The organism is Nocardia sp. NPDC023733 (assembly GCF_040639775.1).
GTDB lineage: Bacteria > Actinomycetota > Actinomycetes > Mycobacteriales > Mycobacteriaceae > Nocardia > Nocardia rosealba.
Genome location: NZ_JBFAAN010000001.1, coordinates 2,086,661 through 2,099,905 on the forward strand (window position 1 = coordinate 2,086,661; position 13,245 = coordinate 2,099,905).

Annotated in this window: 15 protein-coding genes; 3 read left to right on the top strand and 12 right to left on the bottom strand. The window is 69.6% G+C overall.

Annotated elements, in window-relative coordinates:
• Window positions 1-207 precede the first annotated feature (207 nt).
• On the top strand, window positions 208-1,458 hold the full coding sequence (locus tag AB0F86_RS09655; protein WP_356983247.1) for a serine hydrolase: 1,251 nt from the start codon (window positions 208-210) through the stop codon (window positions 1,456-1,458).
• 9 nt (window positions 1,459-1,467) lie between these two features.
• Here AB0F86_RS09655 and AB0F86_RS09660 read toward each other — a convergent pair whose 3' ends face one another.
• From AB0F86_RS09660 to AB0F86_RS09675, 4 genes are all read right to left on the bottom strand, one after another.
• Window positions 1,468-1,719: a hypothetical protein gene (locus AB0F86_RS09660; protein ID WP_356983248.1), complete on the bottom strand. Its 252-nt coding sequence runs from the start codon at window positions 1,717-1,719 to the stop codon at window positions 1,468-1,470.
• 61 nt (window positions 1,720-1,780) lie between these two features.
• On the bottom strand, window positions 1,781-2,071 hold the full coding sequence (locus AB0F86_RS09665; protein WP_174550258.1) for a hypothetical protein: 291 nt from the start codon (window positions 2,069-2,071) through the stop codon (window positions 1,781-1,783).
• Between the two features lie 195 nt (window positions 2,072-2,266).
• Window positions 2,267-2,908: a response regulator transcription factor gene (locus AB0F86_RS09670; RefSeq protein WP_181697425.1), complete on the bottom strand. Its 642-nt coding sequence runs from the start codon at window positions 2,906-2,908 to the stop codon at window positions 2,267-2,269.
• Window positions 2,905-4,053 (bottom strand): histidine kinase, encoded by a 1,149-nt coding sequence (locus tag AB0F86_RS09675; RefSeq protein WP_356983250.1) that lies wholly within the window; start codon window positions 4,051-4,053, stop codon window positions 2,905-2,907. The genes AB0F86_RS09670 and AB0F86_RS09675 overlap by 4 nt, the downstream gene beginning before the upstream one ends.
• 109 nt (window positions 4,054-4,162) lie before the next feature.
• Between AB0F86_RS09675 and AB0F86_RS09680 the strand changes: the two genes are divergently transcribed.
• Window positions 4,163-4,711, top strand: coding sequence for a hypothetical protein (locus AB0F86_RS09680; protein ID WP_181697424.1), 549 nt, complete (start codon window positions 4,163-4,165; stop codon window positions 4,709-4,711).
• Window positions 4,712-4,719: 8 nt separating this feature from the next.
• Here AB0F86_RS09680 and AB0F86_RS09685 read toward each other — a convergent pair whose 3' ends face one another.
• The 8 genes from AB0F86_RS09685 to AB0F86_RS09720 are packed head-to-tail and all read right to left on the bottom strand — an operon-like array spanning window position 4,720 to window position 12,280.
• Window positions 4,720-5,664 carry an ABC transporter substrate-binding protein gene (locus AB0F86_RS09685; RefSeq protein ID WP_356983253.1) on the bottom strand — a complete coding sequence of 315 codons (945 nt, stop codon included), beginning with the start codon at window positions 5,662-5,664 and terminating at the stop codon, window positions 4,720-4,722.
• Window positions 5,661-6,380 carry a class II aldolase/adducin family protein gene (locus tag AB0F86_RS09690; RefSeq protein WP_356983255.1) on the bottom strand — a complete coding sequence of 240 codons (720 nt, stop codon included), beginning with the start codon at window positions 6,378-6,380 and terminating at the stop codon, window positions 5,661-5,663. The genes AB0F86_RS09685 and AB0F86_RS09690 overlap by 4 nt, the downstream gene beginning before the upstream one ends.
• 14 nt (window positions 6,381-6,394) lie before the next feature.
• Entirely contained in the window at window positions 6,395-7,564 is a 1,170-nt protein-coding gene (locus AB0F86_RS09695) for an LLM class flavin-dependent oxidoreductase (protein ID WP_356983256.1), read from the bottom strand.
• Complete coding sequence (locus AB0F86_RS09700; RefSeq protein ID WP_356983258.1) at window positions 7,561-8,655, bottom strand: LLM class flavin-dependent oxidoreductase; 1,095 nt, start codon at window positions 8,653-8,655, stop codon at window positions 7,561-7,563. The genes AB0F86_RS09695 and AB0F86_RS09700 overlap by 4 nt, the downstream gene beginning before the upstream one ends.
• Window positions 8,652-9,677, bottom strand: coding sequence for an ABC transporter substrate-binding protein (locus AB0F86_RS09705; protein ID WP_356983259.1), 1,026 nt, complete (start codon window positions 9,675-9,677; stop codon window positions 8,652-8,654). The genes AB0F86_RS09700 and AB0F86_RS09705 overlap by 4 nt, the downstream gene beginning before the upstream one ends.
• A complete protein-coding gene (locus tag AB0F86_RS09710) occupies window positions 9,674-10,429 on the bottom strand; it encodes an ATP-binding cassette domain-containing protein (RefSeq protein WP_356983261.1) in 756 nt (251 codons plus the stop codon). The genes AB0F86_RS09705 and AB0F86_RS09710 overlap by 4 nt, the downstream gene beginning before the upstream one ends.
• A complete protein-coding gene (locus AB0F86_RS09715) occupies window positions 10,426-11,241 on the bottom strand; it encodes an ABC transporter permease (RefSeq protein WP_225279556.1) in 816 nt (271 codons plus the stop codon). The genes AB0F86_RS09710 and AB0F86_RS09715 overlap by 4 nt, the downstream gene beginning before the upstream one ends.
• 1 nt (window position 11,242) lies before the next feature.
• Window positions 11,243-12,280: an NrtA/SsuA/CpmA family ABC transporter substrate-binding protein gene (locus tag AB0F86_RS09720; protein WP_356983262.1), complete on the bottom strand. Its 1,038-nt coding sequence runs from the start codon at window positions 12,278-12,280 to the stop codon at window positions 11,243-11,245.
• 210 nt (window positions 12,281-12,490) lie between these two features.
• On the opposite strand from AB0F86_RS09720, the gene AB0F86_RS09725 reads away from it, so the two are divergent.
• Window positions 12,491-13,237: an IclR family transcriptional regulator gene (locus tag AB0F86_RS09725; RefSeq protein WP_356983264.1), complete on the top strand. Its 747-nt coding sequence runs from the start codon at window positions 12,491-12,493 to the stop codon at window positions 13,235-13,237.
• Window positions 13,238-13,245: the final 8 nt, after the last annotated feature.

A 13,245-nucleotide genomic window follows, 5' to 3' on the forward strand; every position in this document is an offset into this window, starting at 1 on the left:
GCGCACCCGGCGATGTCGGTCGAGGCCGCGCCAGCACTCCTTGTCCTTCGCGTCCTCGATCAGATGTACTCGCTCCGCACCGGTCACGTCCTCCACCGAGGCAGCAGGCGAGGCGACGACCGCGCCCTTCGCCCGGGCAGATCGCTGACGCGCACGACGCCCTGGCTGACGGGGCGGGACTGTAGCCGGCGTCGGTAGGCTGGCCCGATGAACGCACTCGCTGGCACATTGGTGCAGGTTGCCGATGATCTGGACTCGGTGACGACGATCGGGCACGAGGACGACCCCGCCGATGCGGGGTCATCGCGGGCCGATGTCGAGGCACTGTGGTCGTCGGTGCGGGCGTGGTATTCGATGGGGACCACCCCGGCGATCCAGGTGTGTCTGCGCCGCAACGGCAAGATCGTGCTGAATCGAGCCATCGGGCACGGCTGGGGCAATACCCCGCGAGAGCAGCCGGACGCGGAGAAGATCCTCGTCACCCCCGACACCCCGTTCTGCGGATTCTCGACCGCCAAGGGCGTGGCCGCGACGGTGATGTCGATGCTCATCGAGCAGGGTGCGTTCGCGGCGGACGACGCGGTGTGCGACTACATCCCGGAGTTCGCGGCGCACCGCAAGGGTGTGATCACCATCGGCGACGTGCTCTCGCATTCGGCGGGCATCCCGTTCATCACCCCGCCGTACCAGGGGGCGGAGCTGGTGATCGACGAGGATCTCGCGCTCGAAGCGCTCACCGCGCTGGTCCCCAGCTGGCCGCCGGGCCGCTTCCGCGTCTACCACGCGCTGACCAGCGGACTCGTCCAGCGGTTGCTCGTGCAGCGGGCGACGGGCAAAAGGATGCGCGAGCATCTCGCCGAGCAGGTGCTCGAACCCTTGGGTTTCCGATGGAACAACTTCGGCGTCGACCCGGCCGATGTCGACAAAGTGGTGCCGAGCGTGAAAACCGGTCCCCCGCCGTCCCGGCTGATGCTGTTCCTGACGAACAAGGCGGTCGGCGGGCGGATGGACAAGGCCTCCAAGGCGACCAACGACGCCTTCCTCACCGCCGAACTGCCCTCGGGCAATCTCGTGACCACCGCGTACGAGCTGTCGCGGTTCTACGAGATCCTCGCCCGCGGCGGCGAATTGGACGGAGTGCGGATCATGGACCCCGACACCGTACGCACCGCGATCGGGCAGGCCGACCGGATGCCGGGACTCGCGGGCCGGGTCAGCCGGGCTGGTTTCGAATTGGGCGCTCGCCGTTCCAAATTCGGGCCGGACACCGCCCACCATTTCGGCCGCAGCGGGCTGACCACCCAGTACGGGTGGGCAGACCCCGATCGCGGCCTGTCCGGCGCGATCCTCACCAGCGGCAAAGCCTCCACCGACACCGATCGGCCGTGGCGACTGGTCGCCCAGGTATCGAAAACCCTGCGCCCGCTCGCTCCGACCGAGCGACTCTTCCGGCCCTGAATCAGCAGGTCAGATCATGCCGCCCAGGGAGGTTCCCCCGCTGCTGCCGCTGCTCGGCGGGGAGGGGTAGCCGCGGCCGCTCGACGAGCTGGCGTGCCCGGAACCGTGCCCGGTCTGTGGCCGGGTCTGTCGATACCGCCGGGCGCGGACAGCTTCCGCGCGCCACTCCCGCTTCGCCCGAAACCACATCATCGCCGCGGCAACGGCGCCGGCGAGCAGGATGAGGAGGACCACGCAGACGCCGATCAGGAACCACTCCATTTGTCCACGGTACGGTCGGCTTCTTCTCCGGAAACAGAGGCTTCCGGCCCTCAGTGCTGTGTCAGGCTCCGATGACCGCGTTCATGATGGTGCCCGCGCTGGTGGCGACCGCGCCGCCCGCCATCGCGCTGGCGATCATCTTGGGTGACTGCAGGCCGCCGCCGTTCCACTTCTCCCAGGCGAAGCGGCCGCCGCCGTAGGTGATGGCGGTGACGCCGGACAGCAGGATCATCCAGGTGAAGTACCGGCCGAGCTGCAGCACCTTGTCGGCCATGGGCGGCGCCTCCGGCGTCGGGTTGCCCACCTGCGCGAGAACGATGCCATAGGTGTCGTGCACAGCGGCCAGGATCATGCTCACGATCGTTGCTCCTTCGTCGGTTGTTCGTGGTGACGCCGATGTCGAGAACGCGTGACGCGGTAGAGCCAGATCTATTGAATATTCAACCTCAGGCGGGTCGGGTGGCGTGCGCGACACTCCGCAGGCCACGTCCGCGCCCTGACATGGGTATTGAACCGGCGTGCCCGTTTCAAACGGCACGAATTGGCGTCACGGAAATTCGAGACCGACCTGTGCCGCGATGACAGCGGCCTGCACGCGTGACTGCACGCCGAGCTTGCTCAGCACCCGCGAGACGTGGGTTTTCACCGTCGCCTCGCCGATCCGCAGGCGGGTGCCGATCTGCATGTTGGACAGGCCGGCGCCGAGACCGGCCAGCACCTGCCGTTCGCGGTCGGTGAGGGCCGATAGGTCGGGTGGGGTGGTTTCCTCGGTGCGTGGGAGGGCGGCGATCACGGCACGGGTCACCTTGGGGTCGAGTACCGCGTCGCCGTCGGCCACCGCCTGGACGGCGCGGACCAGGTCGTCGCCGCCCACCGATTTGAGCAGGAACCCGCTGGCGCCTGCCGACAGCGCGCCGAGCACGTAGTCGTCGATGGCGAAGGTGGTGAGGACCAGGACCTTCGCGCTGGTCTCGGCGACGACGGCCGCCGTGGCCGCCAGGCCGTCGACGCGGGGCATGCGCACGTCCATCAGGACGACGTCGGGGCTCAGTGCCTTGGCCTGGCGGACGGCCGCGGCACCGTCGGCCGCTTCACCGACCACCCGCACCTCCCCGGTGGCCTCGAGCAGCATCTTCAGACCCGCGCGGATCGCGGCGTGATCGTCGGCCACCAGCACGGTCACCGTCATCTGGCCTCCAGGGGAATCCGGACCCGAACATGCCAGCGGCCGTCGCGGGCGCCCGCCGTCGCGGTGCCGTCCATCGATTCGGCACGGAACATCATGTTGCGCAACCCGTTCCCGTGGCCTGTCGCCACCTCGGAACCGAGGGGATTGCTCGCCTCGACCACCAACCCGGCGCCCTCCCGGCGCAGTTCGATGTCCAAGGGTGCGCCCGGTGCGTGTTTGGTCGCGTTGGTGATGGTCTCGCCGAGGATCCGGGTGACCACGGCCTCGATCGCCAGCGGCATCGACAGGTCGTCGGGCCTGCGCAGCGAGACCGACCCGCCCGCCGCCTCGGCCGCCTCGATCAGGCCGTCCAGCGAGGCCAGCCGGGTCGTGACGGCGCTGTCGTCGGGTCCGGTGAGCAGTTCGATGGTGGTGCGCATCTCTTCCATGGCGGCCAGGCTGCTCGACCGGATCGTTTGCAGGACACCGATATTGCCCGGGTCGCGCTGCGCGACCTCGGCGAGGATGGCGACGGCCGAGACGTGACCGGCGACCGCGTCGTGTAGATCGCGGGCCAGGCGCCTGCGCTCCTCCCCGATGGCGGCGGAGCGTTCGGCGTCGCGCGCGGCGAGTTCGGCGCGACCGGCGTCGCGTTCGGCGTCGACCATCCGCCGGGAGGCCCGCACGGCCCGGCCGTAACCCAGGGGCGACCAGGTGAGCGCCACCCCGATCAGACCGGCGTAGAGCCCGGCACGCACCCCGAGCAGGGCCAGGGCGAGCAGCGCGCCACCGACGGTCACCAGGAACGCGAACCAGCCGACCACCACCGACAGACGGGCCGACCCGGTGCTCACGGCCAGGAAGATCACATCGGTGAGCGCGATCCACAGCGGCAACGAGGGCCCGAAGACGAAGTCGCCTGCCAGCAACGCGATCATCAGCCCGAACGCGAGGGCGGGCCTGCGTTGCGCGGTGAGCTGGATGGCGAGGGCGGCGAACAGCAGTGCCAGTTTCGCGGCGGGCGGATAGAGATCGCGGTCGGCGACGATGGACCAGCCACCGACTCCCCACAGCAGCAACCCGACGAGGAAGACCCCGACGGCCGCGGAGGTGGCGCTGTCGAACGCCTCCACGAGCCGGTCCATGGGCGCGCGGACGGTGGGCATCTGCTCATTCCAGCACATCGGGCGGTGGTAGACGTCCCCCGAAGGACGGACCCGCCCGCGACCGGAAGCCGGATGTGTCACCAGGACCCGGTTCGGCACGCTGAGGTACATGAACGAACTGACGAATCCGGTCCTGCTGACGATCGCGGGGTGTGAGATCGGCTTCTGGGTGCTGGTGGTGGGCGGGTTGGCTCTGCGCTACCTGCTGCGGTTGCGCCGCGCCAGCACCGTCACCCTGGCGCTGGTCCCGGCGCTGGACGTGGTGCTGGTGGTCGCGGTGGCGATCGATCTGCACCGGGGTGGCGAAGTGACGTTCGCGCACCGGATCGCCGGGATCTACCTCGGCTGCACGGTGATGTTCGGACCGCGCATGATCCGGTGGCTGGACGAACGCTTCGCCCACCGTTTCGCCGGCGGACCCGCGCCTGTCCGGGTGCCGAAATACGGACCCGAACGCACCCGCAAGGAGTGGGCCGATTTCGCCCGCTGGCTCGGCGCCGCGGCCATCGCGGGCGCGCTCACCCTGGCGCTGAGCTACACCGTGGCCGACGCCGAGCAGCGCGAACAGCTGATGGGGATCTTCGGTTCGCTCGGCGTGATCACGGTGATCTGGTTGCTCACGGGACCGGTGTGGGTCACGGGGTCGCGGCGGAGTTGATCCGAGGCTCAGACCGTGGTGGTGGCCTGTTCGTCGATCAGCTCCCCGATCCACGGGAGCACCGCCGACCGGACCTCGATCGCGCGCGGGAGCAGCCCGTTCGCGGCGAGCAGGTCGGCGGCGCGCTGCTGTTCGTCGAGGAAGTCCTCGGTCACGGGGTGCACGCCGAACGGTCGGCCGCGCAGGGCCGCTTCCCAGGCGTCCAGGTCGGCGGGGATCCCGTGGCGAAGCGCGTCGTCGACGAAATACTGCGCCGCGGCCCGCGGGTTCTCGGCGATCCAGGCGTCGGATTCGCGCAGCGCCGCCAGCACCGCCTCTACCGTGTCGGGATCGCCTTCGGCAAGATCGCGGCGGGTGAACCACAGGGACGGGTGGCTGAAGACCGAGGCGGTGTCGACCAGTGTGATGAGTTCGGTGGCTGCCTCGATCTCGTGCAGACCGGGGTAGGTGCCGACCCAGGCATCGAGCTCACCGGCCAGCAGTGCCGCGCCGCCGCCGCGCACGTCCACGTCGATCGGTTCGACATCGGCCCAGGTCAGGCCGACCTTGTCGAGAGCGAACAGCAGCAGCGTGGTCTGCCAGGAGCCGTGCGCGATGCCGACCCGCTTGCCGTGCAGATCGGCGGCGGAGGTGATGCCGCTCGCGGCGGTCGCGACCAGCCTGCCGTTCTCCACCCGCGGGCCCGAGATGCCGAGGTAGACGATGTCGCGCTGGTTGGCCAGCGCCGTGAGTGGTGGGGTGAAGCCGGTGCCGATGATGTCGTAGCCGCCTTCGGTGAACAGCCAGTCCGAATGTTCGCCGGGCAATGCGGTTTTCGGGTCGACGCGCGCAGGCCGGGGCAGTTCGCGCAGGTCGACCCATTCGACCTCGGGCAGCAGCCGTTCGAGAATGCCACGGTGGCGCAGGACGAACAGGGAATTGTTGTGCGGGAAGTAGCCGACCCGGATGCTCATCGCGCGTCTCCGATCAGGCCGAGGCGGCGGGCTTCGTCGGCCAGCCCGCTGCGCTGCCACTGCACCGCCAGGTTGGACGGATCGAATTCGACCGAGCCGCCGAGGGTTTCGGCGATCGCCTGATACTGCGCGCCCTCCTCGAGCAGCACCACGAATTTCGCCAGTTCCAGCAGACCGGCACGGCCGATCACGTTGGCCCCACCGTTCGCCTCGAAGATGGCGGCCAGGTGCGGGTCGGTCTCGAGCTTGCTCAGGATGAACTCGCCCGCCCCGATGGTGCGGTCGATGTGCGGCGGGATCTCGCGCGACAGGGTGAGCCGCTGGGAGGCGGCGTAGCGGATGGGCAGGGTGCGGTGGGTCTGGGCCCAGCCACCAAGCCACGGCGTGTGGATGTGCACGACCGAGGTGATCTCCGGGTGTGCGCGGAAGACCTTCGCGTAGCCGGTGACGAACCCGGCGGATCCCTTGCCGGACAGCACTTCTCCGTCGAAGCTCGCCACGACGGGCTCGACCGTGCGGTCGGTGGCCCAGGGGCCGGGTTCGTTGAGGGCGACCGCGATCTCGGTGCCTGGCACGCGCTCGACGAAGTTGACGGTGCCGTTGCCGGTGACGGTTCCGGTTTCCCGGAAGACCCGGAACGCGGTCTCGGCGTCGCGGGTGGCCGCCGCGACGAAGGCTGTCACGGTCTCCGTCAGCAGGGTTTCGGTGGTGGTCATAGGGACTCCTGTGGTTATCGGGCCGTCGCGAGGACGGTGTCGGTGGGTGGGGCGGTGAGCCGGGAGCGGCCGAGCAGCGGCAGTACTTCCTCGCCGACCCGATAGGCCTCTTCCAGGTGCGGGTTGCCCGCGAGGATGAAGGCGTCGACGCCGAGGTCGATCAATTCGTCGAGCCGCTGGGCTACCTGTTCGTAGCTGCCGACCAGGCCGAACGCCGGGCCGCCCCGGATCAGGCTGAAACCGCACCAGACATTGGGCTGTACTTCCAGATCGCGGTAGCCGGTGATGTTCTCGGGCACCCAGCCCTTGATCCGGGCAGCGCCGACCGAGTCGCCCTGGGCCGCGCGGTTGGCGGCGTCGCGGTCGACGAAAGCCCAGCCCTTCTCGATCTCGGCCCACGCGGCTTCCTCGGTGTGGCGGGCGACGATGTCGATGCGGACGGCGAACTTCGGTGTGCGCCCGGTGGTTTCGGCATTGCGGCGGACACCGTCGAACTTGGCGCGCAGGTCGGCGTAGGGCTCGAGCCAGGACAGGTAGTAGTCGGCGTGGCGGCCCGCGGCGGCCACGGCGGCACCCGACGAACCGGAGAAGTACACCTCGGGGAAGGGTTGCCCGGCCAGGCCCGGTGGCAGTGCGGCGCCTTCGGTGCGGAAGAAGCGGCCGTCGTGATCGAAGGGCTCACCATCCCAGACGCCGCGCAGCACGTCGAGGAACTCGCTCGTGCGCGCGTAGCGGTCGTCGTGGGAAACCTTGTCGCCCCACCACAATTGGGCCGGACCGCCACCACCGCTGATGATGTTGTAGACCAGCCGCCCGCCCGTGGCGCGTTGCAGGCTCGCCGACATGCGCGCCGCCTGCACCGGGTGCAGGAAGCCGGGCTGGAACGCGACCATGAAGCGGTAGGTGGTGGTCTCGGCGGCCAGCGCGGCGGCGAAGGCCCACGGGTCGTCGGTCACCGGGAACGACGGCAGCAATCCGCCGAGGAAGCCCGCCGATTCCGTGGCCTTGGCGACCGCGGCTACGTGATCGAGGTAGGTGTACTCGTCGAGGGCGCCGTTCCGGACGGCCGGTGCGATATTGCCCGGGCCGTAGCCGCCCGCGTTGCCCCGGTTGTAGCGGCGTGGGGTCCGCAGCGAGGCGTGATCACCTTCCATGCCGATGCGCCAGTAGACGTCGATGGTCATGCGGTGACCTCCTGAGCGAGGGTGCGGGCGGTCGGGTCGGCGAGGAACAGCAGATGCTCGCCCGCGCGGTGGATTTCCTCGATCGCGGGGTGGCCCGACAGCACGAAGGTCTGCACGCCCGCAGCGATGTACTCCGAAAGGCGTTGTGCCACCTGTGCATAGCTGCCGACCAGGCCGATGCGCTGGTCGTAGCCGAACGCGTGGAACCCGGACCAGCGTCCGTCACCGAGGATGTGGTCGGCGACGTTCTCGGGGCGGTCGAGTTCGGCCCACTGCCGATGCACTCTGGCCCAGGCTTCGTCCTCGGTCTCCCTCGCGATGATCGGCAACTCGAGGCCGACCCGCACGCTGCGGCCGGACGCGGCGGCCCGCTCCCCCAATTCGGTGACCGCACCGGTGATTCCGTCTTCGTGTTCGGCGAACAGATGGACATCGCCGTGCGCGGCCGAGAGGGCGAGCGCGGCGGGCGTGGTGCCGCTCAGATGCACCGCCGGGAACGGCAGACCGGACAGGATGCCACGGAAACCACCGTCGACGACGTCGTAGTGGCGACCCGCGTAATCGAAGCCGGTGCCCGCGAAACCCGCTGCGCCGACCTCGTTCTCGTTCCAGACACCGCGGGCGACCGTGAGGAATTCCGCGGCGCGGTCGTAGCGTTCGTCGCCGGTGAGACGGTCACCGCGCGCACGGGCCTCGGCCTCGTCGGTGTCGACGGCCAACCGCCAGTTCAGCCGGCCTGCCGAGTGCCGCTGCAGCGTCGCCGACACCTTCGCCGCATACACCGGGGTGCCGAACGCGGGCTGGAATTCGACCGTCACCCGCGTGTAGCGGGTGGCGCGCAGGGCTGCGGCCGCCACGATCCAGGATTCCTCGCCGAGCGGGTCGTAGGGTGCGAGTACGCCGTCGAAGCCGGTGAGCTCGGCGGCGTCGACGATCTGGGCGAGGTCGTCGAACGGACCGAAGCGACCGGGCCGCAGATCGGTGGTCTCGACGGCCGGATTCGGCGGTCCGAATCCGCCGCGGCCACGCAGCGCCGGATCGGCGCGGCGTCCGTCACCACGGCTGGGCAGCCGCCACAGGAAATCGGTCATGCCGGCACCCGCTCGGCGGCGACGATCTCACGCGCTCGGGCCAACGGCTCAGGGGCGACCCAGGATTCGAGATCGAAATCGGCGGCCAGGAAGCCGTGGGTGTAGAGGAACTGCTTCTGCACACCGAGCAGTTCGATCCGTTCGTCGGTGAGCGAGGGATGCAGGCCGCGGTGGAACTCGGCGCCGTAGGCCGCGACGACACCGGCCGGGCCGGACAGCGTTTCGCGCTGGAGCACAGCGCGGACACCGTCGAGGTCACCGGCGGCCCAGTCGGCGGCGCGCAGGCTCTGCGCGAGGAAACCGACGACGACCTCGGGCCGGGATTCGAGCAGGTCGGCGTGGACCGTGATGGGGCGCGGGGTGCCGTTGTTGACCCGCAGGTGCTTGGTGGCCGAGGCGTCGAGGTCGACCGCCACGCGCAGACCGTGCTCGGCCGCCACCTCCTTGGCGCGAGCGCCCTTGACGTAGATCGCGTCGACCCTGCCGTCGAGGAGTTCGTCCACACCCCAGGTCGTCGAGCGACGAGCGCTCTGGATCTCGGTGCGCACCTGCGGATCCCGCTCGACCGCGAGTTCCACGACACGCACGTCGGACAAGGTCAGCCCGGCCGGGCGCAGGGCGTTGGCGAAGCCGTGCAGCGCCATCGCTCGCGGGAAGCTACGGGCCTGGTCCTGCGCCCAGGCGGGGACGCCGATGCGCAGTCCGGCCAGCCCGGCGGCGTCGGTGACCGGCGAATCGGGGCCGACCAGGATCGCCTGGGACTCGTCGATCCAGGTGAGCCCGATCAGGCGGGTCGGTGAGCCCTGTGCGCGTGCGGCCAGGGCCGGCACATTTCCGCCCTCGCGGATCAGGCCGGACAGGTCGTGCAGGAAGTGGTGCCCGGCGAGTTCGGGGCCCGCGTCCTGCAGCACGCCGAACTCGAGGCCCGCGTGCGCGGCGGTCTCACCGAGCCAGCCGAGGCTGTGCGCGAGCCCGCTGGCGGTGGGCACGGGGCAGCGGGTGTACCACAGGGTTTCGGTCATGACAGGCTCCTTGCATGGGGTCCGACACCGAGTTGGGCGAGGAATCGCGTTCGGTAGCCGAGGGTTTCGGGTGCCGCGTGATCGCGCGGGTGGGGTAGGTCGACGGTCTCGTCGACGGCGAAACGGCCGCGGTCGAGGATGATCACCCGGTCGGCGAGCCGGATCGCCTCGTCGACATCGTGGGTGACCATGAGCACGGCGGGCCGGTGACGCGCGACCAGATGGCCGACCAGGTCCTGCATGCGCAGCCGGGTCAACGCGTCCAGCGCCGCGAACGGCTCGTCGAGCAGCAGCAGTTCCGGTTCGCGCACCAGGGCCCTGGCCAGGGCGGCGCGCTGCGCCTCGCCACCGGACAAGGTGGCGGGCCACTGCCCTGCCTTGCCGTCGAGGTGCACTTCGGTCAACGCGCGCAGCCCGGCTTCGCGCTGCGCCTTGCCGCGTCGCAGGCCGACGATCACGTTGGCCAGCACCCGCTTCGACGGGATCAGGCGCGGTTCCTGATACACGGTCGTGCGGCGCGGCGGTACGAGAACCTCACCGGCGTCCGGTGTTTCGAGCCCGGTGAGCAGGCGTAGCAGCGTGGTCTTGCCGGTGCCGCTCGGGCCGAGCAGCACCACGAATTCGCCGCGACGGATGGTGAGGTCGACGCCGTCGAGCACGGTCTTGTCCCCGAAGGCCTTGTGCAGTCCGGTGATCGACACCGCCACCGGGTCCGCCGCTACCTCGATCGGGGCGGCTGCTGTTGTCGTCATCGGATCGCCACCTGCTTGCGCCAGGGCATCGCGTACCGTTCCGCGAGCCGTACGAGTGCGTCGAACACCAGACCGAGCAGCGCGTAGAGGACCACGCACAGCACCATGTAGTCGGTGCGGTTGTATTCCTGGGCCAGCGTCACCAGGTAGCCGACGCCCTGCTGGGTGCCGACCTGTTCGGCGGCGATCAGCGCGGTGATGCTGATCGACAAGCACACCCGCAGCGCCATCAGGATGCCGGGCAGCGCGGCGGGCACGATCACCTCGACGACCAGCCGCGTTCCGGTGAGCCCGAAGCTGCGTGCCGCCTCGACCATCTTGCGGTCGACATTGCGCACGCCCAGGTAGGTGTAGGCGTACATCGGGGCGGTGGTCGCCACCGCGATCAGCAGCACCTTGTAGAGCTCGTCGATGCCGAACCAGGCGATGAACAACGGAACCAGTGCCAGGAACGGCACCGCACGCACGATCTGCATGGTCGAGTCGACGAGTTCCTCGCCGAGCGCGGACAGCCCCGAAAGCAGCCCGAGCACCAGTCCGACGCCGACCCCGATCGCCACCCCGGCGGCTGCCCGGCCGAACGAGGCGAGGGCGAAGTCGAGCAGTTGACCGCTCCCCGCCAGCTCGACCAGTGCCGACCAGACGGCACCGGGTCCGGCGATCACCCGCGGCGAGATCGCACCGCTTGCCGAACCCGCCCACCAGGCGAGCACGATGAGGACGGGTAGCAGCGCGCGCAGACCGAGCGACAACCAGCGTGGCCGCTCCCGGGTGCGCCGGACACGAGGCGGGGCGAGGACGAGAGTGCTCACCTCACTTGTCCTTCAGCGCGGCGAGCTGTTCGGGGGTCAGCTTGGACTTCAGGTCGTAGAAGATGTCGGCGGCGGTGATACGGCGGTCGATGACACCGTTGTCGGCGAAGGTGTTCACCACATCGGCCAGGTCGGTGGCGTCGGAGTCGACGGGCAACCGGGGCACGGACGCTTGCGCGCCCACCCGGACGGCGTCGGCCAGGCGCTCACCCGTGAGCGCGCGTGGACCGGATTTGTCGAAGACGTTCTCGAAGTCGGCCGGTGCGTCCTTCTGCTTCGCGGTGAGGCCTTGCAGGACTTCCAGATACTTCGCGGCCACGTCCGGGCGCTCGTCGAGGATCTCGGTGCGGAACACCACCACGGAGTTGTCCTTGGAGCCGATCTGCTTCTCGGTGGTGATCTCCACCGCGCCCGCGGCCTTGGCCTCCTGGTACGGCACCAGGAACGACGCCCACGCGTCGACCTTGCCGGTCGCGAACGCCGAGGCGGCATCCTTCTGCTGCAGCGGGACCCGGGTGACCTGATCGGCCGGAATACCGGCCTGGGCAAGGGCTTTGAGCGTGATGTACTCGCCCTTACCCGCCGGGTTCACCGCGATCCGCTTGCCCGCCAGGCCGGCCACCGAGGTCACCCCCGACTCCGGCCGGACGACGATGCCGCTCTGATCCTGGCCCGCCGGATCGGCCACCGCGACGATCTTCACGCCGACGTCCTTGGACAGCGCGCCGACCACGGGGCTGAAGGCCGCGCCGGACACGTCGAGTTCGCCGGTGTTGAACAGCTTCAGCATGGAGCTGAAGCCCGGTGTGGTGCTGACCCATTGGATCTTGGCGCCCAGCGGTGCGAGGGCCGCGTCGAAGGTTCCGTCGCGTTTGCCGACGGCCAGCGGGCCGCTGTTGCCCGGGTCGGTGACCTTGAGGACGTAGGGGGTGTCTGCCCCCTGTTCCGGCGTCGAGCCGGAGCCACATGCCGCGACGAGGGCGACGACGGGGGCGATCGCGAGGGCGATCCGCGAGAAGGCCGACAGCCTGCGGGACATTCGGGGCTCCTGTTCGGGACGGGGTCGATGCCCTCGGAGCGTATGAGCGCGCATCGTGCGAAACGAGGTATGCCTTTCCGTGGATCGGAAAGCTTGACACGAAGGCATCCGCAGATTTATGGCAATTGCGCGGTGACCGCGCCGCAATGCTTTCCATATATCGGAATACACCGACAGGCTTGCGCACAATGCCTGTGTTACCTTCGGTTCGTGGAGACCTCCAGCGTGCAGACTGTCACCCGAGCCCTGTCTGTACTCGACTGCTTCCGCGGTGGCGAGGAACGCGGTGTCTCGGAAGTCGCACGCGCACAAGGACTTGCGGTCAGCACCACGCACCGCTTGCTCGGCGCGCTGGTACAGGCGGGCTTCCTGGAGAAGGACGCCGAGTCCAGCCGGTATCGCATGGGCGGGGCACTGGCCGAGTACGGCCAGATCGCCTACCGCCAGCACAAGATCTACCTCGCCGAGCCCTGCCTCGAACAGCTCGCCGCCACCACCGGGGCGACCGGCTCGGTCGCCACCCGCCACGGAATCCACGCCGTCCTGCTCGGCACCAGCCGGTGGCGCGAGAGCGACGGGCACAAGCTGCAGGGTGTCCGGCTGCCGCTGCACGCCAGCGCGCTCGGCAAAGCACTGCTCGCCTGGTCCGACGTCGATGACGACGAGTTGCGTTCGCTGCCCTACGAAGAAGGCACCGAACGGTCCGTGACCGGACCCGAAGAACTGCGCGCCGAACTCGTCACCACCCGCGAGCGCGGCTACGCGTTCAACGACCGCGAACTCGACCCCGGATTCCGCACCATCGGCCTACCGATCCTCGACCCCGAGGGCCGCTGCCGATTCGCGCTCGGCCTGCGCGGACCCGTCACGCTGATGATCGACGAACGGGTGCCGTTCTTCGTGGAGTTGGCCAAGGTCACCGCGGCCGAGATCGCCGCCAAGTTCGCGGCGGTCTGACCGGACCC